At 70.1% G+C, this 25,199-nt stretch carries 24 protein-coding genes; 5 read left to right on the forward strand and 19 right to left on the reverse strand.

Going from position 1 to position 25,199, the window contains the following annotated elements; translation table 11 throughout:
* Positions 1-9: 9 nt before the first annotated feature.
* The 5 genes from M1L60_RS21010 to M1L60_RS21030 form a co-directional block, all read right to left on the reverse strand.
* A complete protein-coding gene (locus tag M1L60_RS21010) occupies positions 10-966 on the reverse strand; it encodes a TolB family protein (protein ID WP_253239166.1) in 957 nt (318 codons plus the stop codon).
* A gap of 99 nt (positions 967-1,065) precedes the next feature.
* Positions 1,066-1,389: an ArsR/SmtB family transcription factor gene (locus M1L60_RS21015; RefSeq protein ID WP_253239167.1), complete on the reverse strand. Its 324-nt coding sequence runs from the start codon at positions 1,387-1,389 to the stop codon at positions 1,066-1,068.
* Positions 1,386-1,838 carry an SRPBCC family protein gene (locus tag M1L60_RS21020; RefSeq protein WP_253239168.1) on the reverse strand — a complete coding sequence of 151 codons (453 nt, stop codon included), beginning with the start codon at positions 1,836-1,838 and terminating at the stop codon, positions 1,386-1,388. Before M1L60_RS21020 ends, M1L60_RS21015 begins: the two co-directional genes overlap by 4 nt.
* A 113-nt stretch (positions 1,839-1,951) precedes the next feature.
* Positions 1,952-3,202: a 3-phosphoshikimate 1-carboxyvinyltransferase gene (gene aroA / locus M1L60_RS21025; RefSeq protein WP_253239169.1), complete on the reverse strand. Its 1,251-nt coding sequence runs from the start codon at positions 3,200-3,202 to the stop codon at positions 1,952-1,954.
* A 100-nt stretch (positions 3,203-3,302) separates the two neighbouring features.
* On the reverse strand, positions 3,303-4,037 hold the full coding sequence (locus M1L60_RS21030) for a GNAT family N-acetyltransferase (RefSeq protein WP_253239170.1): 735 nt from the start codon (positions 4,035-4,037) through the stop codon (positions 3,303-3,305).
* 331 nt (positions 4,038-4,368) lie between these two features.
* Here M1L60_RS21030 and M1L60_RS21035 point away from each other — a divergent pair, with 331 nt between their 5' ends.
* A complete protein-coding gene (locus M1L60_RS21035; protein WP_253239171.1) occupies positions 4,369-4,968 on the forward strand; it encodes a Type 1 glutamine amidotransferase-like domain-containing protein in 600 nt (199 codons plus the stop codon).
* Position 4,969: 1 nt separating this feature from the next.
* Here M1L60_RS21035 and M1L60_RS21040 read toward each other — a convergent pair whose 3' ends face one another.
* Genes M1L60_RS21040 through M1L60_RS48535 form a run of 3 tightly spaced genes read right to left on the reverse strand, consistent with a single transcriptional unit; the run spans position 4,970 to position 6,128 of the window.
* Entirely contained in the window at positions 4,970-5,413 is a 444-nt protein-coding gene (locus tag M1L60_RS21040; protein WP_253239172.1) for a GNAT family N-acetyltransferase, read from the reverse strand.
* Positions 5,410-5,910 (reverse strand): GrpB family protein, encoded by a 501-nt coding sequence (locus tag M1L60_RS21045; protein ID WP_253239173.1) that lies wholly within the window; start codon positions 5,908-5,910, stop codon positions 5,410-5,412. Before M1L60_RS21045 ends, M1L60_RS21040 begins: the two co-directional genes overlap by 4 nt.
* Positions 5,907-6,128, reverse strand: coding sequence for a hypothetical protein (locus M1L60_RS48535; RefSeq protein ID WP_438862139.1), 222 nt, complete (start codon positions 6,126-6,128; stop codon positions 5,907-5,909). Before M1L60_RS48535 ends, M1L60_RS21045 begins: the two co-directional genes overlap by 4 nt.
* Positions 6,129-6,351: 223 nt before the next feature.
* Here M1L60_RS48535 and M1L60_RS21060 point away from each other — a divergent pair, with 223 nt between their 5' ends.
* A complete protein-coding gene (locus M1L60_RS21060; protein ID WP_253239336.1) occupies positions 6,352-6,957 on the forward strand; it encodes a hypothetical protein in 606 nt (201 codons plus the stop codon).
* Positions 6,958-7,291: 334 nt separating this feature from the next.
* Here M1L60_RS21060 and ggt read toward each other — a convergent pair whose 3' ends face one another.
* The 3 genes from ggt to M1L60_RS21075 form a co-directional block, all read right to left on the reverse strand.
* Positions 7,292-9,079, reverse strand: coding sequence for a gamma-glutamyltransferase (gene ggt / locus M1L60_RS21065; RefSeq protein WP_253239174.1), 1,788 nt, complete (start codon positions 9,077-9,079; stop codon positions 7,292-7,294).
* A 283-nt stretch (positions 9,080-9,362) separates the two neighbouring features.
* The gene (locus M1L60_RS21070; protein ID WP_253239337.1) at positions 9,363-11,276 is read right to left on the reverse strand and encodes an ABC transporter ATP-binding protein; all 1,914 of its coding nucleotides are present in this window, start codon (positions 11,274-11,276) and stop codon (positions 9,363-9,365) included.
* A 2-nt stretch (positions 11,277-11,278) separates the two neighbouring features.
* A complete protein-coding gene (locus M1L60_RS21075) occupies positions 11,279-13,120 on the reverse strand; it encodes an ABC transporter ATP-binding protein (protein ID WP_253239175.1) in 1,842 nt (613 codons plus the stop codon).
* A gap of 233 nt (positions 13,121-13,353) precedes the next feature.
* On the opposite strand from M1L60_RS21075, the gene M1L60_RS21080 reads away from it, so the two are divergent.
* Positions 13,354-13,899, forward strand: coding sequence for a Panacea domain-containing protein (locus M1L60_RS21080; RefSeq protein ID WP_253239176.1), 546 nt, complete (start codon positions 13,354-13,356; stop codon positions 13,897-13,899).
* A gap of 366 nt (positions 13,900-14,265) precedes the next feature.
* On the opposite strand, the gene M1L60_RS21085 is transcribed toward M1L60_RS21080, so the two are convergent.
* Positions 14,266-15,732, reverse strand: coding sequence for an alpha/beta hydrolase (locus M1L60_RS21085; RefSeq protein WP_253239177.1), 1,467 nt, complete (start codon positions 15,730-15,732; stop codon positions 14,266-14,268).
* Positions 15,733-15,810: 78 nt separating this feature from the next.
* On the opposite strand from M1L60_RS21085, the gene M1L60_RS21090 reads away from it, so the two are divergent.
* Positions 15,811-16,920, forward strand: coding sequence for a PQQ-dependent sugar dehydrogenase (locus M1L60_RS21090; protein WP_253239178.1), 1,110 nt, complete (start codon positions 15,811-15,813; stop codon positions 16,918-16,920).
* Between the two features lie 7 nt (positions 16,921-16,927).
* Here the strand turns inward: M1L60_RS21090 and M1L60_RS21095 are convergent, their stop codons facing one another.
* From M1L60_RS21095 to M1L60_RS21115, 5 genes are all read right to left on the reverse strand, one after another.
* Positions 16,928-17,197 carry a hypothetical protein gene (locus M1L60_RS21095; protein WP_253239179.1) on the reverse strand — a complete coding sequence of 90 codons (270 nt, stop codon included), beginning with the start codon at positions 17,195-17,197 and terminating at the stop codon, positions 16,928-16,930.
* 68 nt (positions 17,198-17,265) lie between these two features.
* Complete coding sequence (locus tag M1L60_RS21100; protein ID WP_253239180.1) at positions 17,266-17,556, reverse strand: hypothetical protein; 291 nt, start codon at positions 17,554-17,556, stop codon at positions 17,266-17,268.
* Positions 17,557-17,568: 12 nt separating this feature from the next.
* Positions 17,569-19,239: a sodium:solute symporter family protein gene (locus tag M1L60_RS21105; RefSeq protein ID WP_253239181.1), complete on the reverse strand. Its 1,671-nt coding sequence runs from the start codon at positions 19,237-19,239 to the stop codon at positions 17,569-17,571.
* Between the two features lie 89 nt (positions 19,240-19,328).
* A complete protein-coding gene (locus M1L60_RS21110) occupies positions 19,329-19,985 on the reverse strand; it encodes an HAD family hydrolase (RefSeq protein WP_253239182.1) in 657 nt (218 codons plus the stop codon).
* Positions 19,986-19,987: 2 nt separating this feature from the next.
* A complete protein-coding gene (locus M1L60_RS21115; RefSeq protein ID WP_253239183.1) occupies positions 19,988-20,851 on the reverse strand; it encodes an LLM class F420-dependent oxidoreductase in 864 nt (287 codons plus the stop codon).
* 275 nt (positions 20,852-21,126) lie between these two features.
* On the opposite strand from M1L60_RS21115, the gene M1L60_RS21120 reads away from it, so the two are divergent.
* Entirely contained in the window at positions 21,127-22,287 is a 1,161-nt protein-coding gene (locus M1L60_RS21120) for a glycosyltransferase (protein ID WP_253239184.1), read from the forward strand.
* Positions 22,288-22,299: 12 nt separating this feature from the next.
* Here the strand turns inward: M1L60_RS21120 and fgd are convergent, their stop codons facing one another.
* The gene (fgd, locus tag M1L60_RS21125) at positions 22,300-23,301 is read right to left on the reverse strand and encodes a glucose-6-phosphate dehydrogenase (coenzyme-F420) (protein ID WP_253239185.1); all 1,002 of its coding nucleotides are present in this window, start codon (positions 23,299-23,301) and stop codon (positions 22,300-22,302) included.
* A gap of 10 nt (positions 23,302-23,311) precedes the next feature.
* The gene (locus M1L60_RS21130) at positions 23,312-25,117 is read right to left on the reverse strand and encodes a sigma-70 family RNA polymerase sigma factor (protein ID WP_253239186.1); all 1,806 of its coding nucleotides are present in this window, start codon (positions 25,115-25,117) and stop codon (positions 23,312-23,314) included.
* Between the last annotated feature and the right edge of the window lie 82 nt (positions 25,118-25,199).

A 25,199-nucleotide genomic window follows, 5' to 3' on the forward strand; every position in this document is an offset into this window, starting at 1 on the left:
CCTGCCTTTTTAGCGCACGGGCTGGACGCTGGGCTGGGAGCCCTCGTGGAACGGGATGCGGGCGCCGGTGGCCAGGCTCACCACCATGACCCAGGAGCCCTTGCCGTACTGGCCGGTGGCCACCGCCCGCTTCGCATCGATGTAGGCCATCTCGCGGTCGAGCGCACCCCCGACGGTCCGCTTGGCCCGGGTCTTCGTGTCGTACTCGACCAGGTGCACGGGCCGGTCGGCCGCCTTGGTCTCGCCCTTCTCGTACGCCGTCCAGGCCAGCTTCGCGCCGTCGGCCCGCCAGCTCGGCACCACGGCGAACCCGCGGTTCTGCAGGCTGCCGCCGCCGTAGGCCGCGATCGTCTGCTCGCCGCCGGTGGCCACCGTGCCCACGCTCAGACAGGCGTCGTAGACCGACTCGCAGTCGCCGCCCCGGAACGCCACCTTGGCCCCGTCGGGCGACCAGGCGACCGCGTCGTCGGTGGCCAGGCGCTCGCTCAACGACCCCGTGCGCGCGGTGACCGGCGACGGCTCGGGCGGCAGATCCTCACCCCGGCAGTCCCGCGGGAACAGCACCTCGGCCGGCCCGCCGGACGCAGCGATCTTGTAGACGCCGGGCCCGCCCGAGCACGACAGCGAGGCGAAGGCGATCGACTTGCCGTCCGGCGACCACGAGGGCCCGGCCGCGGCCCGGGCCGACAGCCGGCGCTGACCGCTGCCGTCGGACCGCATCACCCAGAGCAGACCGGACTTCAGGTACGCGATCGACTTGCCATCGGGCGACCAGCGCGGCCGGGCATGGGTGCCGCCGGTGGTGAGCCGCTTCTCGGAGCTGTTCCGGCTGACGTAGACGTCCCCGTTCCGGACATACGCCACCAGACTCGACAGGCTCGCCGGGGCTGCCTGCGCCACGGCCGGGTGCACCATCGCGCCCGCGGCCACCCCGGCCAACGCCAGATTCCTGACCAGCACCTTCATGACGAACGCCCCCCGACGCGCCGAACCTGCTACGTACACCGAGAGGATCGTCGCAACCGTGGTGCTCCTAAGTGATTCCCGGCCGGAAACCCCGGATTTTCACTCAGCCGGGTCTTGCTCGGCCAGGTGCTTGATCAACGCGAGGCGGTCGTCCCAGCGGCGGGCGGCGGCGGCCATCCAGCGGGCCGTCTCGTCGAGGCGCTCGGCCCGTACCTCGTACTGCACTTCGCGGCCCTTACGGTGGGCGGCGACCAGGCCGGCCCGCTCCAGGACGGCGAGGTGCTTCACCACCGCCTGCCGGGTCACGGGCAGGTCGGTGGCGAGCACGGTCGCGGTCGCCTCGCGCCGACCGGCCAGCCGGTCGAGCAGCTGCCAGCGGGTCGGGTCGGCCAGGGCGGCCAGCACCTGCAGTTCGGCTGTCACTTCTCGGCGTACTCCCGGACGATCTCGACGATCCCCCGCCAGCCCTCGTTGTGACTGTCGTAGCCGGCGGTCTCCTCGCGCTCGGGCGGCAGCGGCACCTTCATCGAGGCGAAGCCGGTCTCGACGACCCGCAGGCGGGTGCCGTCGGCCTCGGGCTCCACGAAGAACTCGACCAGCGTCGAGTTGCCCTCGTCGGCCACCTCACCGGGGAAACCGCTGGCCCATCGGTAGGCGAGATAGCGCGGCGGCTCGACCGCAACGATCAAGGTCGGAAAGACGCCGTACTGGCCATGGTCGAGCCGCATGATGCCGCCCGGCCACAGCTCGATCTCGGCCGGCTCTCCCTGCCCGAACCACACACCGACATGTGCCGGCTCGGTGATCACCGCCCACACCCGCTCCACCGACGCCTTGACGAACGTGTCCCGCTCGATCCGATCCCGCTCCATGACACTCCTTCCGCAGCCCATTGCAATGCGCAACCCCAGGGTTGCACATTTTCTGAGGCGCGCAACCCCCGAGTTGCACTTGAAGTGTCGCGCGCGGGTGCTTCGCACTCCGCTCAGCTGAGCGCCTCCAGGTCGGCGAAATAGCCGGGGTACGTCTTGGCCACGCAGTCGGGGTCGAGAATCTCGATGCCGGGGGCGCGCAGGCCGAGCAGAGCCAGGCTCATCGCCATGCGGTGATCGCCGTACGTGTGGAAGGCGGTCGGGCGCGGAGGGCCGGGGTGGATCGTGAAACCGTCCTCGTCCTCGACGGCCTGGAGGCCGGCCCGGCGTAGTTCGGTCACCACAGCGTGGATGCGGTCGGTCTCCTTGCGGCGGATGAAGCCGATGCCGCGGACCCGGGTCGGCGAGTCGGCGAACACGGCCACCGCGGCCAGGGTCTGCGCGGTGTCGGAGATGTCGGCCATGTCGACGTCGACGCCGTGCAGCGCGCCGGACGAGGTGACGGTCAACGAATCGGCGGTGCGGGTGACCGTGGCCCCCATCTGCTCCAGCACATCGGCGAAGCGAACATCGCCCTGGAGGCTGTCCGACCCGAGACCGCGTACGGTCACCCGGCCACCGGCTACGGCGGCCGCGCCGAGGAAGTAGGAGGCGGCGCTGGCGTCGGGCTCCACGTCGTACGCGCATGGCCGGTAGGTCGCGGGGCGGACGGTGAGGTCGTCCACCCGTACGCCGAATGCGGCCATGACGTCCCGGGTCATCTCCACATAGGGCACCGAGACGAGTTCGGAGGTCAGCGACACTTCGAGGCCGTCGCGGGTGAGCGGGCCGGCCATCAGAAGGCCGGAGAGGAACTGGCTGGAGACGTGGCCGCTCACGTGCACGGGACCGCCGGGCAGGGGGCCGCTGACCGCCGCCGGCAGGAAGCCCGACTCGCCCAGTTCCTCGACCTTGGCGCCGGCCTGCCGCAACGCGTCGAAGACGGGGCCGAACGGACGGGCCTGCAGTTGGGCTGAGCCGTCGACGACCGTACGGGAGCCGAAGATCGCCGCCGCGGGCAGGAGGAAGCGGGCGGTGGTGCCGGATTGGCGCGCGTCGACCACGGCCCCGGGAGCCGGGCGGCCGCCGCCGTGGACGACGACGGTCCGGCCGGGCTCGTCGGGCTCGACGGTCGCGCCGAGTGCTTCGACGGCGCCCATCATGGCCCGGGTGTCGTCGGCGAACAGGGCGCCCCGCAGTGTCGAGACGCCGGAGGCCAGGGCTGCGCACAGCAACGCGCGATTGGTGATGCTCTTGGAACCGGGTGGCCACACCTCCGCGTCGAGCTCTCGTCCGACCGGCCGCACAGTTCGAGTCGATGTCATACCGCCATCCTTCCGCCGCTGCTCGACCTTGAGCTCGCGCATTTCCGGAAGGTGGACACCGTGGCCCGGCCATCGCGCGCCCGGGCCACGGTTCGACGCGTCAGTCGAGCGCTATGTACAGGCGCTTGCCGGCCGGGCGGTAGCCGACTCGTTCATAGACCCGCCACGACTCCGTCCCGGAGGCTTCCAGCCAGGCGATGTCGGCGCCGGCCGCGAACAAACGAGCCGTCACGGCGGCGGTGATCGCCCCGGCCAGGCCCCGGCGACGGCACTGCGGGCGGACGGCGATGCCGGCCACCTCGCTGACCCCGCCGTTCGGCGGAACCGCCTGGCCTCCGCCGGCGCAGCCGCCGTTGCCGTCGACCGCCATGATCGCCACTCCGCCGGCGGCTTGCTGCCGGGCGACGCGAGCGGCGTCCGCGACGGTGGCCGTCGGCGCGCCGCCGAAGGCCTCGTTCTGCACGCTGATCATCGCCATCCGCTGGGTGTCGGTGACCGGTGCGCCGAGCCGGAATCCGTCCGGGACCGGCGCCGGATCGAACGAACCGGTGGAGCAGACCAGGTAGTCGTGTCGCTCCTCCACTGCGAAACCGGCCTCGATCAGTAGCGCTTCGAGACCGGGGGCGCAGCCGGTGACGTACTCCAGGCGGGGTTTCCGGCCCGCGTCATGGAAGGCCGTCACCAGGTCGGCAACGTCCGCCTGGGTGATGGCGGCGCCGGGTCGCGGCGTGGCGTAGTTGATGTGCGGGCTGTCGGTGCCGGGGTCGAGCCCGATGACGAACGGCCCGGTTTCGACCGGTGCCGGCCGCCTGGACAGATTGGCCACGACGGACATTTGGATACGAGAATCCATGAGCAAGGTAGACCTCTGAGCATGAGAAGACGTTCGCGGGCGAAGACACGTCGGGCCGCGGAACGGGCAGTCGAACCAGCGCTCACCGGCCGGGCCGGCAGCGCACGTCCAATACCTCAGGCGGCCGCTGGGCGCGCTGAGATCACAGGCTTCAGTCCCTCATGCAGAGCGTCCACGCGGACTGCGCGGAACCCCCGCAGGCTGCCACCGTGATCACCCGGCCGTCAACCGATTTTCCGCCGCCCCCCGACGGTGCCGACCGCGTCGCTCCACCAAGGACGACGTGGCCGGCGCGGTCCGCCATACTGCCGCGATGCACGTCTTTCTCGGCAGTCAGGGACTCGGAGCACTTGGCGCCTGGCTCGAGGGGCAGCCCTGTCGGCCCCGACGGGCGATTCTCGTTCCGACGGCGAGCAACCCGATGCCGCAGGCGCCGTGGGTCGACGTGGCCGAGGCGGCGATGATGGCCGAAGCACTGTCGGTACATCGCCTCGATCTTGAAACGGCAACACCGCGGGAGGTGTCGGCGGCCCTGGACGAAGCAGATCTGGCTTTCGTCACCGGCGGATACCCGATCTTCCTGCTGCAGCACGCCCAGCGGACCGGCTTCGCCGATGGTGTGAGGCTCCGCGTCAAGTCCGGGCGAATGGCATACGCAGGAATGTCGGCCGGAGCCGCACTGGCCGCCTCGGATCTCGCGGGCTACCGGGACGACGACGATCCGGGACGGGTGACGGACACGGCGGGGCTCGGACTCGTGTCGTTCTATCCGCTGTCCCACGCCAACCGCGGCCGGGAGGAGCGCTACGCCCGGATCATCGCCGACGAGGGCGACCGCTACGACTTCCTGCCGATCCGCGACGACCAGGCGGTGATCGTCCGCGACGGTGTCCGGGAGATCCGGCCCAGCTGAGTCAGCCGACCTCGTAGTGACGTAGTTGCACCGGCTGACCGTCCGGCCCGGTCCAGTCCGCCGCCGTGACGTGCGTGAAACGCCAGCCTGTGGCCTCGTAGAAGGCGACCGCGGCCGACCTCTGCTCGTCGACGACGTTCAGGGTGAGGCCGTGGCCGTGCTCGGCGGCCCAGGCTCGTGCCCGCGCGACGAGGGCGCGGCCGACCGAACGGCCGCGATGCTCCCCCGGGATGACGAACAAGCGGCAGAGCTCCCTTTCCCGTACGGCGACATGGCCGGCGATCGTGCCGTCCGCCGCCACGGCGACCCAGGCGGCGTCGGCCGGAGCGAGCCAGGCTCGCGGGTCGTGGGGCCAGTTCAGCGGGTAGGCGTCGGCCGCGTGGACCAGGCGGAGGGCATCCACACAGCGGCCCAGGTCGTCATCGCGCCGCTCTCGGACGATCACGACAGGCGGTCGATGAAGGGGGCCTTGCCGGCGCGGTACCGGGGACGGTCGTGGGCGTCCTCGGCGGCCAGCGACCGCTTGAGCTCGGCATACTCGGCGGCGGCGTCGGGGTGCGTCCGCAGGTGGTCGCGGAAGGTCAGCAGGCGGGGCCAGATGTCGGCCGAGTCTTCGTAGATGTGCAGGTGGTGGGTGCGGCGGGCGGCGTCGGGATAGCAGAACGACCACTTGCGGGATTCGGCGTCGCCCGGTTCGGGGGCGTGGACCCAGCCCAGCGCGGCCATCGTGTGGTCGATGCCGGCCGCGTCGTAGGAGTCGATGCGGGCCATCATGTCGATGATCGGCTTGGCGGCCAGACCGGGGACGGCCGTGCTGCCGATGTGTTCGAGCGGGCCGGTCAGCCAGGGCAGCAGGGCCGGCTCGACGCGGCGGCGCTGCTGCTCGAAGGCGTCGGGCCAGCTGGGGTCGTACGCAAGGATCTTGATCGGGTCTTGTCTCACGGGCGCCTCCAGAACTGGCGGGCGGCGTAGCCCTCGCGGCGCAGCCAATGTTCGGTGTAGACGAAGTCGTCGATCTCGATGATTGGCGCGCTCAGAACCTCGGCCAGCTCGCGGGCCAGGTGGCTCTTGCCGGAGCCGCTGGGACCGTCGATCCCGACGATCCGGGTGCCGTCGGCGGGCTCGACGGCGGCGATCTTCCGGGCTATGTCGACGGTCACTCCGGCAGCCTAACCAGTTCGCGGCCGCGAGCCTCCGGCAGCTTGGGAATGTCGTACCCGTCGATTAGAATGTATGTACGAAAAGGGCCTGTGAGCTGCTGATCTTCGGCGTGTCTCGAACGCCGAATGTCAGGTTTGGGCCAGTTAGGAGATCGACGTGACCGCGCCCGTTCGGACTGTCCCCTCGACCAACCCCGTGCCCGTCATCCCGCCCTACGCGACCATGCTCGGCTTCACCCGCTACGTGACCCGCACCGGCCCGGCCAAGGCCACTTTTGTCGGCGGTCTGCGCAAGGCGCGCGAGCGCCGGTCCGGCTTCAACCCGCACGGCCAGCTCGTCAAGGCCCTCAAGGCCGACATCGCGTTCCGCACCGGCGGCAGCTACCTGTCCGGCGTGGTCGACCTGGTGAAGGAACGGTGGAAGCCGCTCTACGGCACGGTCAGCGCCGGCGCCAAGACCTACCTGACCTCGCTGGGCGACCCCGAACAGGTCGGCCTGGCCCAGACCCGCGACGCGCTGGCCTCGGTCGGCCCGCTGGTGGTCAAAATCAACCCCCACTTCGGACTTCGCTACGAGGACGGCCGCCGCGAAGCTGTCCGACTGCACTTCGACGAGGCCCCACCCACCGCCGAGGCAACGACGGCCATGCTGCACCTGATGGCCCGCCACATGGACCAGATCCTCCCCAACGCCGACCCCGTCCTGGTCGACCTACGCCGCGGCGAGGTCCACCGCCTCGACCCTTCCGCCAAGCCCGCCGACATCGAAACCTGGCTGGCGGGCGAGGCCGCCGCCTTCACCGCCATGTGGAGCACCACCGCCGCCTGACCCTCACCACCCCGCGACCGCCCCGTCTCTGACCGGGGCGGTCGCGCTTGCTTCCGAGCGGGGCGGTCTCGCCGGCCGCGTCGCTGGGGCAGGCGTGCTCGATGTCGATCCGCGGAACTCGCTGCCCTGTCGGACCAGCTGAGCACGAGCGGCTTCCGCGCCGTCCACGCCACCGCCGGCCGCGAGCCCGATCACGCAGGAGCCAGCCATCCGGGAATGATCCTGCGCTGCGTACGCGCACGGCGGCGAACTTGCCGAACGGGATGCCGCCCTGCTGGTCGAGCAGGGAACGGCGAGGGCCCGGCCGTTCGGCCGGGCCCTCGTTGTCAGGTGATCAGCGGGTGGGGTGGACCACGGCGGCGGCGCCGGAGCCGCGGCGGGCGGGTTCGGCTGAGGCTATGAAGCCGCCGTTGCGGGTGAACTCGATGGCTGTGGCTGCGCCGAGTTCCGGGACGTCGGCGGCGAACGTGTGGCCCAGGGCGGTCAGCGAGGGGCCGTAGGTCGTACGGAAGGCAGGTTCGGCCTGGATGCCGGCGGTGTTGCGCTGGGAGGCGCGCGGCGCGGCCATTGCCTGCGGCAGGGTCTGGCCCAGCACCACGCGGTTGAGCAGGATCTGCAGGACCGTGGTGATGATGGTGGCGCCGCCCGGTGAGCCCAGGGCCAGGAACGGCTGGCCGTCCTTGAGGACGATCGTCGGGGACATCGAGCTGCGCGGGCGCTTGTTGGGGCCGGGGAGGTTCGGGTCGGCGGCGGGGGCCTGGGTGTTGGTGAAGTTGAAGTCGGTCAGCTCGTTGTTGAGCAGGAAGCCGCGGCCGGGGACGACCATGGCGTTGCCGCCGGTCTGTTCGATGGTGAATGTGTACTCGACGATGTTGCCCCAGCGGTCAGCGACCGTCAGGTTGGTGGTGCTCTGGCCCTGTTCGGTAGGGCCGCCGACCTTCGCGGGGGTGCAGCCCTTGGCGTTGATGTCGCCGGGTGGGACGGGCTTGGTCAGGGCCTTTGCGGGGTCGATCTGGCAGGCGCGCTGGGCGGCCCAGCGGTCGGAGATCAGCTTGTCGACCACGCGCTGCGGGGTGTACGCGCCGACGTAGCGGTTGCGGTCGGCGAACGACAGCGCGGACGCTTCGAGGTAGTAGTGCAGCGCCTTGGTCACGTCCGTCTTGGACAGGCCGGCCGTTTCGAGGATGTTGAGGGCCTCGCTGACGGCCACGCCGCCGCTGGACGGGGTGTTCATGCCGTAGACGGTGAGGTCGCGGAACTTCGACTTCGTCGGGGCGGGGTGGCGCAGGTCGTAGCGGGCCAGGTCGTTCAGGGTCAGCGTGCCGGGGCGGATCGGGTAGGCCCAGGTGCCGACCGGCGTGGCCGAGACGGGGGGCTTTTGCACCGTACGCACGATGTCTCTGGCTACCGATCCCTTGTAGAGCACGTCGGTTCCCTGGCGGGCGATCAGGCGGTACGTGTCCGCCAGGTCGGGGTTGCGCAGGGTCGAGCCGACGGCGGGCGGGGCGCCGTTGGGCAGGTACAGGGCCTTGGTCGAGTCGAACTGGCCGAAGGCGGCGGCGTTGTCGGCGACCTGCTGGCGGAAGGTGGCGTCGACCTTGAAGCCGCGGTCGGCGACCTTGGCGGCAGGCTGGAGCAGGCTGGCCAGCGACTTGGTGCCCCACTTCTTGGTGGCGGACTCCCAGGTGGCCAGGGTGCCGGGCGTGCCGACCGAGAGGCCGGAGACGCGGGCCTCGGCGAACTCGTACGGCAGGTTGTCGGTGGGGTCGATGAAGTGGGTTTCCTTCATCGTGGCCGGGCCGGACTCGCGGCCGTCGATCGTCTGGACGCTGCGTTTGCGGGCGTCGTAGTAGACGAAGAAGCCGCCGCCGCCAATGCCGGCCGAAAAGGGTTCGGTGACGCCGAGAGTGGCGGCCGCGGCGACGGCCGCATCGACTGCGTTGCCGCCGCGGCGCAGCACGTCGATGCCGACGGCCGTGGCGGTCGGGTCGACCGTGGACACTGCGCCGCCGTACCCCGTTGCGGTGGGGCCGAGGGCCGAGCCGCCGGCAAAGGCCGGCGAGGGCGCCACGAGCAGCGCCCCGGACAGGGTCAGCACGCCTAGGACCGGGCGAATCCGCATTGATCCTCCGAATTTGATCTTCGATTTTTTGGCTGGGTTCGGGCCCGCCATCCCTAGCCCCCACCCGCCTCGGGGATTGGTGGGGAGGTTATGCGGATGTCAAGGGAAGCGGGTCGAGTTGTCCACAGGTGGGGGCGCCGCGTTATCCACAGGTAGGTTGCCGGGGTCGGTCAGGGCACAGAGCAGTTCGTCTATCTCTGCCTACCAGATTCGTGGCTGATGCGCTGCTCGAGCCACGAAAGCGTCCGACTGGCGATCGGACGATCCCGGCCGACCGCGCCCGTCAGGAATGCGCTGCCCAGGTCGCGAACATTTCTGCGTACGGGCCACCGGCGGCGACCAGTTCGGCGTGGGAGCCGGTCTCGATGATGTGGTGGTCGTCGACCACGATGATGCGGTCGGCTCGCATCGCTGTGGACAGGCGGTGGGCGACCAGGATCGCGGTGCGGCCTTCGAGCAGGGCGTCCAGGGCTGCCTCGACCCGCAGTTCGGAGCGCAGGTCGAGGCTCGAGGTGGCCTCGTCGAGCACGACCACGCGCGGCTCGGCCAGGAAGGCCCGGGCCAGGGCCAGCAGCTGCCGTTCGCCCGACGACACTGATTGGCCGCGTTCGTGCAGTGGGGTGTCCAGGCCCTCGGGTGAGCGTTCGACCAGGTCGCGCAGGCCCACGGCGTCGACCGCGGCCCACACCTCGTCGTCGGTGGCGGTGGGGCGGGCGAACGCGATGTTGTCGCGCAGGGAGCCGGCGAACAGGAACGGTTCCTGCGGGACGACGCCGATCTGGGTGCGCAGCGAGGACAGGGTGACGTCGCGCAGGTCGTGGCCGTCGATCAGGATGCGGCCGGATGTGGGGTCGTAGAAGCGGGTCACCAGCTTGGCCAGCGTCGACTTGCCGGCGCCGGTCGGGCCCACACAGGCGACCGTCTCGCCGGGAGCGATGCGCAGCGTCACGCCGGAGAGCACGGGACGGTCGGGGAGGTAGCCGAACGTCACGTCGTCGAAGACGATCTCGCCGCGAACCGGGGGCAAAGTGATCGCGCCCGGCAAAGAAAGCACCGACGGCGCCTCCCCCAGTAACGAGCGGATCTTGCCGATGGCCGCCTTGCCCTGCTGGTACTGGGTGTAGAGCTGGACCAGCTGCTGCACCGGCTGGAAGAACGAGTTGATGTAGAGCACGAACGCGGTCAGCTCGCCGATCGTCAGCGCGCCCCGCAGCACCATCCGGCCGCCGATCAGCAGCAGCACGGCCATCGCGATCAGGCCGATCACCGACGTGCCGGGGCCGTAGATCGCGTTGATCCGGCCGGTGAAGTCGTTGGCGTCGCGGTAACCCCCGACGACCTCACGGTGGGCGACGACGTTGCGGTCCTGCCGGTTGTGGGCGGTCACTACGCGTACGCCGTTGAGGCTCTCGGCCAGGTCCGCGAACATGGCGGCGATGGCGTCGCGCTGGCGGTTGTAGCCGCGGTCGGCCGCGTGCCGGAACCACAGCGAGGCGATCGTCAGCGGCGGCACGACCAGCGCGAGGGTGATCAACGCCAGGGTCGCGTTGTAGTGGAACAGCACCCCGGTGACCACGACCATGGTCAGGCCCTGGATGAGGAACTGGGCGAACCCGTCCTGCAACAGGCTCTGCAACGACTCCACGTCGGAGGTCATCCGGGTCATGGTGACGCCGGCCTTCTCGCGGGTGTAGTAGTCGAGCGACATCCGCTGCAGGTGGGCGAAGATGCGGATGCGCAGGTCGCGGGTGGCGGCCGCGGCGAGCAGGCCGCTCTTGCGCATGCGGATGGCGGTGGCCAGGCCGGTGAGCAGCACCGCGGCCACGAAGCAGAGGGTGGCGACGATCAGGACGCGCAGGTTCCCGGCCGCGATGCCATGATCAATTCCCACTTGTACGAGGTAGGGCCCGGCCTGCAGAAGCAGGGTTTCCACGAGTACGGCGATCGACGCGGCCAGCAGCAGGCCGGGGCGCCCGATCAGCAGGCGACTGAGCGAGATCTTGCGGCCGGAGTCACCGACCGGGTCGAACGTGACACCCGGGTCGCCATGGTCGGGCTCGCGCGCTTCGAGCTTGGCGACGCCCGCTTGCAGGTCGTCCGGGATGCCGGCGAACGGCAACCCGTTGCCCTTGCGCCCGGCCGCACCCATGGTCGGCCGCCCGCCGACGTTGAAGCCCCCGAAACCACCACCGAACATGCTCACGACGACGCCACCTCCGCGTCCGCCGAGCGGGAGGCGGGAGGCTCGGGTGAGGAGGAGTCGGTGGCGGGCAGGCCGCCATCGGAAGAATCGACGGACGAAGCCAGGACTGCGGCGTAGCGGGGCTCGGACTCGAGCAGGGAGGCGTGGGTTCCGTCGGCGATGACGCGGCCGGCTTCCATCAGGACGACGCGGTCGGCCAGGCCGATCGTGGACAGGCGGTGGGCGACGATCAGCGTCGTGCGCCCGCGCATCTGGTCGCGCAGCGACGCGTGGATCCGCTGTTCCACGGTGACGTCGATGGCGCTGGTGGCGTCGTCGAGTACCAGCACCGGCGGGTTGACCAGCAGGGCCCGGGCGATGGCGACCCGCTGCCGCTGCCCGCCGCTCAGCGTGTAGCCGCGCTCCCCCACCACCGTGTCGTAGCCGTCGGGCAGGTCGCGGATGAATTCGTCGGCGCCGGCCGCCACGGCCGCGGCTTCGACGGCATCGCGCGTCGCGTCCGGTTTCCCGTACGCGATGTTGTCGTGGATGGACAGCGAGAACAGGAACGGCTCGTCGGGCACGATGCCCACCTGTTCGCGCAGCGAGGCCAGGGCCAGCGAGCGCACGTCGTGCCCGTCGATCGTCACCCGCCCCTCGGCGACGTCGTAGAAGCGGGCCGCGAGCCGCCCGAGGGTCGACTTGCCCGACCCGGTGCCGCCGACGACGGCGACCGTCTCCCCCGGTCGTACGCGCAAATTCAGTTCGTTCAGGGCCGGGGTGCCATTGGGGTAGGTGAAGGAGACGTTCTCGAACGCCAGATCTCCGCGCAGGGGCACGACGAGCGGGTCGGGGCCGTCGACGACCTCGCTCGGCGTGTCCAGGATCTCGTAGATGCGGCGGGCCGAGGCCGAGGCCCGCTGCCCCATCATGATCATCATGCCGAGCATGCGGAACGGCGGCTGCAGCATCAGGACGTATGAGTTGAAGGCGACGATCGTGCCCACCGTGGTGCTGCCCTCGATCACCATGTAGCCGCCGACCAGCAGCACCAGCGCCAGCCCGAGCCGGGGCAGGTTGTCGAGCAGCGGGTTCCAGCGGCTGCGGATCCGCGCGTCCTGGCGGTAGGCCCAGCGGATCCGGTCGGCGCTCTCGGCCAGGGCGTGCAGCTGGCGGCCTTCCGCGGCGAACGCCTTCACGATGCGTACGCCCTGGATGTTCTCGTCGACGACGGTGGCCAGCCGGGCCAGGCGGGCCTGGATCATCCAGGACACCGGGAAGATCGCCTTGCGCATCGTGACGCCGAGGATCCCGATGACCGGCATGGTGGCCATGGCCACGACGGCCAGCGGCACGTTGATCGAGAGCATCAGCCCGAACGCGACGACCGCGATCAGGCACTGGACGAGGATCGACGGCCCGAACGACAGGTAGAGCTGCACGGCCCGGATGTCGGAGCCGGACCGCGACATCAGCTCGCCGGTCTGCACCCGGTCGTAGAAGCCGAACGGCATCCGGACCAGGTGGGTGTAGACGATGTTGCGCAGGTCGTACTCGAGCTCGTAGGCGGTGCGCAGCAGATAGAGCCGGGCCACGAAGTTGATCAGGCCTTGCAGCAGGGCGAAGCCGACGATCCACCAGACGTAGGGGCCGAGCTCGGCGGTCTTCTCGACGATGGCCCGGTCGATGCCGATCCGGACCAGGTTGGGGATCTGGACCTGCACGATGAGACCCGCGAACGAGAGCACGAGCGACGTGATCAGCAGGGCTCGATGGGCTTTGACCAGGGGCAGCGCGCGGCGCAACCAGCCCTTGCCGACGTCCGGATGGATGGACGCCCGGGGTGCGCGGCGGCTCAACGGCGCCTCCTGAAGGACGATCTAGTTAGCCTGGCTAACGATACTCCAGGACCGGCCCGACGGCCGGAGTGACGCGGCCCACCAGAATGACGGCCACCGCGAAGAGCACCTAGCACACAACGATCTCGGCCAGCAACCTCGAGAGCCGCGCTCAGCATGAACTGTATGGTCCGGCCCTGCTTGGAGCGGGCGGCGGACGAATTTTGTCGGTGCCCGGGGATAGCATCGCGACCATGACCGCCTCCGCGCACGACATCGCCGCAGCACTGCGTGAGCGGCTGCCCGGCATCGGCGTAAAGAAGCTGCACAAGCTGCTCTATTATGCTCAGGGCAGCCACATAGCTACCTTCGACATACCGCTCTTTTCAGAGTCGATTCGCGCCTGGGACATGGGCCCGGTCGTTGCTGAGCTTTGGCGCGACGAAGACCGAGGTGAGCCTCCGCCGGAACCGCACGATCTTGGTGAGGCCGAGCTGAACACGGTCGGCTACACCGCGAGCCGTTACGGCCGGCTGAGTGGAAACCAGCTCGAGCGGCTCACTCACACCGAACACCCCTGGCAGGCAGGCGATGCCAGGAGGAAGGTCGGCGACTCGGATCGCATCGAGGTGGAGTGGATCCGCCGGCACTTCGTCGCGGAAGCAGCGAGTGACGCCGACGACGACGGAGACCTCGATCAGTCGGTCATCTCAGCTTCGATCGCCGACACTCGGACGCCGACCGACGCTGGACAGCCTGACGACATCGAAGTTCTGGTCGGAAAGCTTGGTCGTGTCTAGCCGGTCGAGCGGATGAATCTTTCCGATTTCAACGAGTGGGTCGATCGCTGGATCCAGCTGGATTCTCCCGACGTCGAGTTGCGGTTGGCGGTGCGAGCATGGCTGCTCTCACGATTGGAGGACCCCTACCTCGGCATGAAGCGCGAGCCAGGGTTCGACAACTTGTGGTCCTGCGCTATACCGGGAACGCGCCGGGATTGGACCGCCGTCGCCTGTTCTTACTTCATCTTCGAATCGACCGGAACAGTCCGGTGCAACAGCCTTGTCACGTTGAGCTGGCCCTTCTGAGGTCACCAACGACGAGGGAACTCCCGGCGCTTTCGGCACGCCCTCGATAGCGGCCACCTAGCAGCCGACCCGTCGGGATTACCCGATGCCGAACGGGGGCGGCTCCACGGCCGGGCAGCGGGTGCCGGGCGCCACCGGCACCAGGGTGAGCAGATATTTGTCGACCGCGGCGGACACGCACGGGCTCTTGTTGTAGACGACGTGACCCCAGCCGTCGTAGGTGAGCAGCCGGGCCGACGGGCCGAGCCGGGCCGCCACCTGCTGCGCCCAGACGTACGCGGTGGCCGGGTCGTGCACCGAGTTGACCAGCAGCACCGGGGCCGGGCCGGTCAACGGTGCGATCGGACGCTGCGGGTTGTCGGGCGGCGACGGCCAGCCCAGGCATCCGGCGACGGCGGTCATGGCCAGCGGTGAGACCAGCATCTGGGGCGCTTCGACGGCCAGCGTCCGCAGGCGGCGCTGCAGGTCGGCGTAGCCGGTCGCCGGGAAGTGCCAGTCCTCGCAGAACACCGGCGAGAAGCTGTGGTCGATGAGGTCGACCGGTGACGTTTTCCGGGCCGGAGGGCGGCGGCCGGTCAGCATCGCGTCGCGCAGGTAGTAGGCGAACGAGTACCACTGCGGGTCGTAGAACGAGGTGAACGCGGCCATGGTCAGCTGGGCCACGGTCAGCTTGGTGGGCGGGTCGTACGGGTTGATGAGCTGACCGGCGCGGGCCCGGGCCATCGCCGCGATGAACAACTTGGGGATGTTCTGGCCGCGCAGCACGCATTTCGGGTCGCGGGCGCACCACTTCACGAACTCGTCGAACGCGTCCTGGGCGGCCGCGGTCCCCTGCCCGAGGAAGCGGTCGAGGTCGGCGCTGTGGTCCATCACGCCGTCGAGCACCAGGGCCCGCAACCGGCCGGGGTACGACTCGGCGTACTGCTGGCCGATCAGCGTGCCGTACGAGGCGCCGTAGAACGAGATCTTCGCCTCGCCCAGGGCCGCGCGGACGGCGTCCAGATCGTGCACGACGTTCACCGTGTCGACGTGGCCGAAGACCGGGCTGCTGCGGGCCGCGCAGTCGGCGGCCAGCTTGCGGTTGTACGCGAGCATAGCCGCGTACTGCTGGGCCGACTCGATCAGCACCGGCGGCTGGGTGTCGACCAGGTCGCGCGAGCACAGCACGGGCGCGCTGCGGCCGACCCCGCGCGGGTCGACCCCGACGATGTCGAACCGCTCGCGCACCTCGGCGCCGAAGAACGAGCCGGCGTTGAAGGTGAAGTCGACGGCCGAGCCGCCCGGGCCGCCCGGGTTGACCAGCAGGGTGCCGAGCCGCCGGGCCGGGTCGCCGGCCTGGCGGCGGGCCATGGTCAGGGTGATCGCCGGGCCGGCCGGCTGGGCCCGGTCGACGGGCACCTTCAGCGTGCCGCACTGCACCGTGGCGTCCTCGGGGCAGACGGCCCAGGTGATCGCGGCCGGGGTCGCCGGCCGGGCCAGGGCGGGCGTGGTCCCGTACGCCAGCAGGGTGAGCACCGCGAGGGCCGCGGCCGGGAAAGCTCGCACCCCGCCCATCCTGGGGGCCGCGAAGATCATGAGTACGGTAATCAGGTGAAGTTCAGCGTGCCGTGGCACCGTGGGCCCATGACACCCGCCACCCGGACCCGTCTCGTCCTCGCCACGGCCGGCACGTTCCTGCTGGTCGCCTGCTCCGACGGCGAGGCGGCCACACCCCGGGGCGAGGCCACGTTCGCGCCGCCGCCCTCCTCGTCGGCCTCGCCTTCCGCACGAGAGAGCCGGGCTCCAGACCTGAAGAACCCGCAGACGATTGTGAGCGGGCTCGAGGTGCCGTGGGGCCTGGCCTTCCTGCCCGACGGGGCAGCGCTGGTCAGCGAGCGCGACAGCGGCAGCATCCTGCGGATCGGGGCGGGCGGCGGCAACCCGCAGATGGTCCACGAGGTCAAGGGCGTCGACGCGGGCGGCGAGGGCGGCCTGCTCGGCATCGCCGTCGACCCCGACTACGAACAGAACAAGTACGTCTACGCCTACTACACCGCGTCCGGCGACAACCGGATCGTCCGCTTCACGCTCGGCGGCCCGCCGAAGGTGATCCTCGACGGCATCGACAAGGCCGGCATCCACAACGGCGGGCGCATCGCGTTCGGGCCCGACGGGTTCCTCTACGTGGGCACGGGTGACGCCGGCGACGGCCGCGCGTCGCAGGACCGCGACGATCTGAACGGCAAGATCCTGCGGATCACCCGGGACGGCAAGGCGGCGCCGGGCAACCCGGACGAGGGCTCGCCGGTGTGGTCGATGGGTCACCGCAACGTGCAGGGCCTGGCCTGGGGGCCGGACAAGAAGATGTACGGGATCGAGTTCGGTCAGAACACCTGGGACGAGGTCAACGTCATCGAGCCCGGTAAGAACTACGGCTGGCCCGAGGTCGAGGGCAAGGAGGGCGACGCCAAGTACGTCGACCCGATCGTGCAGTGGAGCACCGACGAGGCCTCACCCTCGGGGGCGACGGTCGCGGGCGCCACGCTCTACGTGGCCGGCCTGCGCGGTGAGCGCCTGTGGACGGTCCCGCTGGGCGGCGGCGAGCCGAAGGCCGAGCTCAACGGCGAGTACGGCCGGCTGCGTACGGTCGAGGTGGCCCCGGACGGCGCGTTGTGGGTGACCACTTCGAACCGCGACGGCCGGGGCGACCCGCGCGACGACGACGACAAGATCCTGCGTTTCGCCGCCGGATAGAACGGACCTACTTGTTGTTGGGTGGCAGTTCGGGCAGGGCCGAGATCGCCGCGGCGTACTGGGCGATCTGACGGCCGTTGGGCACCACGCCGACGGCGCGGAGCTGGTCGTGAATGGCCTGGGCGACCTGATCCTCGTTGTGACCGCGATGGGTCTGCATGATCTTGTTCACGACGTAGTCGACACGGATCTGTTGCTGCCAGCCGGCGGTCCGGTAACCGCCCGACCTGGCGTTGCTGATGGGGGCGATGGCTTCCATGCCCCGGGTATCGGTCACGGCCGGGGCCAGTGGAGAAGTCCGGGGCGGTGCAACCCGATGACAACCGGGTCACACCGCCCTCGACATCAGTCGGCCGGGGGCCGGGTGTCGTCGATGTCCGACGGGTCGGGCGGCTGGGGCGGGTTGAGCCGCAGCCAGAGCAGGAACAGCAGGCCCAGCGCCAGCATGCCGAGGCCCATCCAGAGGTTGATCCGGACCCCCTGGGCCTTGTCGATCTCGGCCTGACTGTCGAAGAGGCCGAGGATCGTGACGATGACGCCGTAGACGACGAACAGTCCGCCGATCACCCGCCGCACGTCGAACAGCTTGGCCGCCGCCGACAACTTCTTCTGGTCGACCTGGTCGTTGTCTGCCATGTCGAGGCCTCCTTACCAGACCGGGATGTACAGGGCGATGGCCAGCACGACGGCGATCGTGCCGAGCAGCACGGGGTTGCGCCACCAGACCTTGTCGCCGGAGACGACCACCGTGCCGTTGCTGGTGCCGCCGAGGCCGTAGACGAGACCGCGCAGCTCGTCCTCGGGCTTCGAAGGCGTGAAGAAGGTGACCGCGATGGCCACGACGACGGCGGTCACGAAGGCCACACCGGCGCCCCAGAAGCTCTGCTCGAGAGCCGAGTTGAAGGTGATGGCGTCGGTCAGGTAGGCGACGTAGAGCGCGAGCGAGGCCAGGAAGCCCAGCAGCAGCGACCAGAAGCCGGCCCACGGGGTCATCCGCTTCCAGAACATGCCGACGATGAAGGTCGCGAACAGCGGCGCGTTGAAGAGCGAGAACAACTGCTGGATGTACTCCATGATGTTGCCGTAGCCGGAGGCGATGAACGCCGTGCCGATGCCGATGATCACGCCGCCGATCGTGGCGTAGCGCCCGATCCGCAGGTAGTAGTCGTCGCTACGGCCCTTCTTGATGTACGCCTGCCAGATGTCGTACGTGAAGACGGTGTTGAAGCCGCTGACGTTGGCCGCCATGCCGGCCATGAACGACGCCAGCAGACCGGTGACCGCGACCCCCAGCACGCCGTTGGGCAGCAGATCCTCCATCAGCAGGGGAATCGCGTTGTTGTAGGTGAGGTCGCCGTCCTTGGCCCCGAGCCCGGTGATCGTGACCGCCGCGATCAGACCGGGGATGATGGTCACGCCGGGGATCAGCAGCTTGGGGAAGGCGGCGATGATCGGCGTACGCCGGGCCGCGTTCATGTTCTTGGCCGAGAGCGCGCGCTGGACCTCGGCGAAGTTGGTCGTCCAGTAACCGAACGACAGCACGAAGCCCAGGCCGAAGAGGATGCCGATCCAGTTGGCGCCCAACGGGTTGTCGGCGCTGCTGCCGGTGTTCGACCACGTGTGCAGGGCGGCGTCACCGAGCGGGCTCTGCCGCACCTTCTCGAACAGGCCGTCGATGCCGCCCACCTTGACCAGGCCGATGACCGTGAGCGGGATCAGACCGGCCAGGATGACGAAGAACTGCAGCACCTCGTTGTAGATGGCCGAGGAGAGGCCGCCGACCGTGATGTAGGTCAGCACGATCGCGGCGCCGACCAGGATGGACACCCACAGCTGCCAGCCCAGCAACGCGTCCAGGATCAGCGCCAGGGCGAACAGGTTGACGCCGGCGATGAGCACCTGGGCCACGGCGAAGCTGAGCGCGTTGAAGATGTGCGTCGGCTTGTTGAAGCGCCGTTTCAGGAACTCGGGGACGCTGCGCACCTTGGAGCCGTAGTAGAACGGCATCATCACGATGCCGAGGAACACCATGGCCGGCACCGCGCCGATCCAGTAGTAGTGCAGCGTGAGCAGGCCGTACTGGGCGCCGTTGGCCGCCATGCCGAGGATCTCGAGCGCGCCCAGGTTGGCCGAGACGAACGCCAGGCCGGTCACCCAGGCCGGCAGCGAACGCCCCGACAGGAAGAAGTCGGCGCTGGTCTTGATCGCTCTACGGGCCGCGAAGCCCACCCCCAGGACGGTGGCGAAATAGAGGACCAGGATCAGGTAGTCGATGATGTCGAGATCGAGCCGGAGCCCGCTCTCCGCGGCAAGCGCCACAGGCCACCTCCAAGGGAAAGTCGTCCGCCACCTACCCGGGGCGAGAATCTTTCACACCTGGATGTGTCCTTCGCGTTAACGGTCACGAATCACCGAAGGGTGTCGATCGCCTCCGGGGTGAGTTCGGCGATGTTCTTGACAGTCAGCGACGCTTGGGCCAGGGCGTCGGCCGCGGGCGGATAGACGCCGTGCGGGACGGCGATCACGGCCATTCCGGCCGCGGCCGCCGAGCGCAGGCCGTTGCTCGAGTCCTCGACGGCGGCGCAGACGGCCGGGCTGAGACCGAGCTTCTCGGCAGCGGCCAGGTAGACGTCGGGGGCCGGCTTGCCGCGCGGCACCTCCTCGGTCGAGAGCGTGACCCGGAAGGCGCCGGTCAGGCCGGCCGTCTCGAGCACCTGGTCGATCAGGATGCGGGCCGACGAGCTGGCCAGGCCGAGCGGGAAGTGGGCGCCGAGCCGGCGGACGGCCTCGACCGAACCCGGGATCAGGGGCAGCGACGTGCGGTAGCGCTCGGCCATGCGGTTGAGCACATCGGTGGCGACCTGTTCGGGCGTACGCGGAACGCCCACCTCGTGGGCCAGGTGCCCGGACCATTCCGGGGTGCTCATGCCCATCATCCGGTCCTGGGTGTCGGGGAGGAACTCCCGGTCGTACTCGGCGACGTAGCCACGGCGGACCTCTTCCCACACCTCCTCGGAGTCGATGATCACGCCGTCCAGGTCGAAGACGACCGCCTCGATGCCCATGCTCAGAATGCCTCCGCGGCCGGAATGATCTCTTTGGCGAACACGTCGAACTGCTTGGTGTCGTACACATTCTGCAGGCCGCCGTGGCCGACCTCGAAGCCCATGGCGTGCAGCCGGCGCAGCCCCTCGATGATCGCCCCGACCCCCTCGTTCAGATCGAACCGGTACATCACGGTCTTCTGGATCTCGTCGTAGTCCCGGCCGACGTCGTCGCAGTGCTGCTTCAGTACGTCGAGCTTGTGCTGCAGTTCGGCCGTGGGGAACAGATTGCAGGCGTCGGCGTACTGCGCGACCAGCCGCAACGTCTTCTTCTCGCCGCCGCCACCGATCAGGATCGGCAGGCGGGGCCGGCTCAGCGGCTGAGGGATGTTCATCGGGCGGTCCAACTGATAGTGCTCACCGTGGAACGGCGTCTCGTCGCCCGCGAACATCTGCCGGCAGATCCGCAGCGCCTCTTCGAGCCACTCGAACCGCTCCTTGGTCGGCGGGAACGGCAGGCCGAGACCGTGCGCCTCGTGCTCGTTCCAGGCGGCGCCGAGGCCGAGGATCGCGCGGCCGCCGCTGAGCACGTCGAGCGTCGTCACGGCCTTGGCCAGCAGGGCCGGCTCGCGATACACGACGCCGGTGACCAGCGTCAGCAGCTTCGCGCGCTTGGTGTGGGCGGCCAGGAAGCCGAGGCTCGTGTAGGCCTCGAGCATGTCCCATTCCGGCGGGCCGATCGGGCCGATCTGCCAGAAGTGGTCCATCACGCTGATCCGCTCGAAGCCCGCCTCGTCGGCCGCGGCGGCGACCTCGCCCAACTGCGGACCGAGCCGGGCCGCGCCCTCGGGCCAGGTGAAGTTCGAGATGTGCAAGCCCAGTTTCACGGCTGTTCTCCTCGTCTGCGGACATTCCCGCCCAACGGATCAAACCCTACAACCAAACCCCATTCCCGTACGGAGCGTAGCGGCCGAATGGATCTTTCGGACCGCTCGAAGCCGACGGGCCGGTGTGACCCTCAACCGTTCCGGTGAGTTGCTGTTCGGTTGCCGACCGGTAGTTTCCTTGATCAGGATCCAGCCTGAGGAGCACCGCCATGCCTCCTTCGCCGCTTTCCGCAGCGACGAACCATCGCCGAAATCTGTCACCCTCCGTAAGCGTCGTGATCCCGGTCCGCGATCCGGCCGGACTGCACCTGATGCTGCGCGGGATGCCGCCGGTGGACGAGATCGTCGTGGTGGACGTGGAGGGCGACCTGCCCGAACTGCCGGGCGCGATCCTCGTGCGTCCGGGGTCGACCGGTGCCGGCTCCGCGCTGGCCGCGGGCGTCGGGGCGGCCCGCGGCGACGTGGTGGTGACGCTCAACGGCGACGGCTCGACCGACCCGGCCGAGATCCCCCGGTTCGTGGCGGCGCTGGTCGACGGGGCCGACGTGGCCCTGGGCTCGCGCTACGCGGCCGGCGGGCGCGATCTGACCGGCGGCCGGTTCCGCCGCTGGGCCGACCGGCTGCTGATCTGGTTCCTCAACGCGCTGCTGGGCCTCCGCCGCACCGACCCCGGTTTCGGGTACGCCGCGTTCTGGCGCGACACCGTGGCCGACCTCGGCCTCCCCGGGCGGCGCTCGGCCCCGACGGTCTGGGGTGCGGGACCGGAGATCGGGCCGGTGCTGGCGCTGCGGCCCGCGCGGCGGGGACTGCGCGTGGCCGAGGTCGCCAGCGTGGCCTACCCGCCGGTCCGCCGGACGCTGCGGGCCGACCGGGCCCGGCTGCACCACTGGGTGCGGACGGCGCTGCGGGAACGGGGCCGACCGGCCGGGCCGGTGTCGCGGCCGGCCGTCGACGAGCAGCGCACCCGCGCGTACGTCATGCCGAACGACCGGATGCGGCGGACCAACGAGACCGGCGCGGGGCGGCGGGCTCTGGATCGGCGGGCCGTCGAGGCGCTGGCGGCCGGACGACGGACCAGCGAGCGGCTGGCCGAGGAGCGCTGGGAGCAGGCCGACCGCAGGGAGGTCCGGCCGCTCTGGGCGACCCCCGGACGCCGTACGGCCGCACCGCACCACCTGGCCAACGGCGCGCCCCCGGTGTGGCGCGACGGGCACCCGGAACGACTCGGCGGGCCCGACACCCAGCCCCGGCCCGGCCCGGCGCCGTGGCCGGCCGACGGCCCGACCCAGCCCACCCCGCGCCCGGAGGTCGGATCGCGGCGGCGGCGCATAGCGGGCGCCCGTCAGTCCCAGCCCGACCTGCGCGTGATCAACGGAGAGGGCGCGGGACCCACTACCGGCCGCCGCGCCCGCCTCCGGTCGGTCAAGAAGCCCTAGCTTTTTTGTCGGTCAGGAAGCCCTGGACCGCAACTCGGGCAGGATGCGCTCGGAGTAGAGGCGCAGGAAGCGCTCCTGGTCGGGGCCGGGCGCATGGAACACCAGGTGCTTGAAGCCCATGTCGAGGTATTCGACGACCTTGCCCAGGTGCTCCTCGGGGTCGGACGAGACGATCCACCGGGTGGCGGTGCGCTCGACCGGCAGGGCGTCGGAGAGCCGCTGCATCTCGATCGGGTCTTCCACGCCGGTCTTCTCGTCGGGCGAGAGGGCCAGCGCACCCCAGTGCTGGGTGTCGTTGCGGGCCTTCTCGTGGTCGTCGTCAAAGCTGACCTTGACCTCGATCAGCAGGTCGAGGTCGTCGATCTTGCGATCGGCCTTCTCGGCGCCCTCGCGCACGGCCGGCAGCAGCGTGTCGGTGTAGAGCGCGTGACCCTTGCCGCTGGTGGTGATGAAGCCGTCGGCGATGCGGCCGGCCAGCCGGGTCGCGGCCGGGCCGGAGGCGCCGATGTAGACCGGGACCGGCGTCTCGGGCTTGTCGTAGATGGTGGCGTTCTCGGTGCGGTAGAACTGCCCCTCGTACGTGACCCGGTCTTCCGACCACAGCTTCTGGATCAGCAGCACGGCCTCCTTGAGGCGGGCGAACCGCTCCTTGCCGTCGGGCCACTGCAGGCCCAGCGGCACCTCGTTGAGCGACTCGCCCGAGCCGACGCCCAGGATCGCCCGGCCCGGCGCCAGGCAGCCGAGCGTGGCGAACGCCTGGGCGACCACGGCCGGGTGGTAGCGGAACGTGGGGGTCAGCACGCTGGTGCCGATCAGCACCCGCTCGGTCCGGGCGGCCAGCGCGCCCAGCCACGGCAACGCGGCCGGGGCGTGCCCGCCGTCGTGCCGCCACGGCTGCAGGTGGTCGCTGACGAAGACCGAGTCGAAGCCCAGCTCCTCGGCCAGCACCCCGTACTTGAGCAGTTCCGCCGGCGGGAACTGCTCCGCCGAAGCCTTGTACCCGAACCGAATCATGAAGCCGACTCTAACCCGCGGCCTTGTACGCCTTCCCGGCCTCCGTCGGGCTGTCGCCGTCCTTGTACAGACCGAAATCGACACTGTCCCCCACAGCGGGCAAACCGAACCAGGCGTAGCGCTCGACGAACGACCGCTTCTGCATGCCCTTGGTGCTGCCGTTGATGAACGTGACCAGCTGGGCCTGGGTCGGGTACTTCGGGGTGCCGCTGAAGTTCATCAGGCCGTACTCGGTGACCCAGATGGGCTTGTTGTAGCGCTTGTGCACGGCGTCGACGTAGCCCAGGAACTGGTTGATCGACGCGCTGGAGAAGTCCGAGCCGTACCAGTGCAGGGTGATGAAGTCGACGCGGTAGCCCTTCTGCTCGGCCCCGGTCATGAACCGGTCGAGCCAGCCGCCCTTGGTGTCGCCGCCGAACGCGACGGCGGGGCTGCCCAGTCGCTGGCCGGTCGCCTCGAGCTTGGGCCACGCGTCGAGGGCGGCTTCGACGGTCATGTTGGCCTGGCCGCCCATGTCGGGCTCGTTGAAGCCGAGCAGGACGTCGCCCTCCTTCTTGGCCTCGGCCAGGGTGGCGTCGGTGACGTTCTTCTGACCCCAGATCATCGGGACGAACTCGACGTCGGCCGGGCCGGGCATGCTGCGGTTGGTCGACGACCAGTTGTAGTACCAGGCGGCGCCGACGTCGTCGAGGGCGGGCTCGGCCGCGGCGAACTCCCAGACGCCGACGCCCTTCTTCTTGCTCGCCTTGGCCGTGATCACCACGGGAGCCTTGGTGGTCGGCTTGGGCGTCGGCTTCTTGGTCGTCGGGGTGGGCGTCGGCTTCTTCGACGGGGTGGGCTTGGCGCTGGTGGGGGTGGCCCTGGGGGCGACGACGGCCGCGGTGACCGGCGGCGGGGCGTCGGGCTGCTGGGTCACGACCACGGCGGCGGCGCCACCGGCCACCGCTGTGGTCGAGAGCGCGGCCGTCAGCACCTTGCGGGACAGGCTGAAGCCGACCTTGGCCGCGACGTGCTTGGCGCTGAACGCGGCGCCGGCCTTGACGGCGACCCCTTTCGTCACCAGGCCGGCGGGCAGCGGGACCAGGGCCATGCCGGCCAGGAGGCGCTCGGCCGCCACTAACCCGTTCCAGGCCGGGGAGCAGTAGCGGCACTCGCGGGTGTGGCGGGCGATGCGCTTGCGCCAGAGCGGGCTGGGCCGCCCGTCCCACTCGGCGGTGAGCGTCTGCAGGTCGGGGCAGGGCGGCGTGGCGACCAGCGACCGCACCACGACCCGAGCCGTCTCGAGCTGGCCCTTCATGCGCTGGATGCGCACGGCCGCGTGCTGGCGGGTCACCTCGGTGGCCTCGACGATCTCGTCGCGGGTCAGCTCGCCCGACGCCTCGAGCCACCACAGCGCGAGCAACTCGCGGTTGTCCTCGTCGAGCCAGCGGGTCGCCTCGGCGGTCTCGCGGCGCTGGCCGCTGAGCTCGAGCCGGGTGATGGCCAGATCGGTGAAATCGGCCCCGGGGTCGCGGACGTCCTCGTGCAGCAGCGTCTCGGGGGCGCCGCGCCGGGCCCGGAACCGCTCGCGCACCTGGCGCACGGTGATCGCCACCAGCCAGGACCGGAACGCCTCGGGCTCGCGCAGGTCGCCCAGGTTGCGCAGCACCCGCAGCATCACGTCCTGCACCACGTCGTCGACGTCGGCGTGACCCTCGAGCGCCCGCCCGACGATCGTGTAGACCAGCGGCAGGTAGCCGGCGACCAGCCGGTCGACCGCCACCGGATCGCCCGCGCGCGCGGCCATCACGATCGTGATGTCGGGTTGTTCCGCCATTGTCCAACCTTCCCGAGGGACGTCCCGTGCCGATGGCCGACCGGCCACGGGAAGGGAGACGCCCAAGCCGCCCCTGGATAAC

Source organism: Paractinoplanes aksuensis (assembly GCF_024137025.1).
In the GTDB taxonomy this organism is placed as follows: Bacteria; Actinomycetota; Actinomycetes; order Mycobacteriales; family Micromonosporaceae; genus Actinoplanes; species Actinoplanes aksuensis.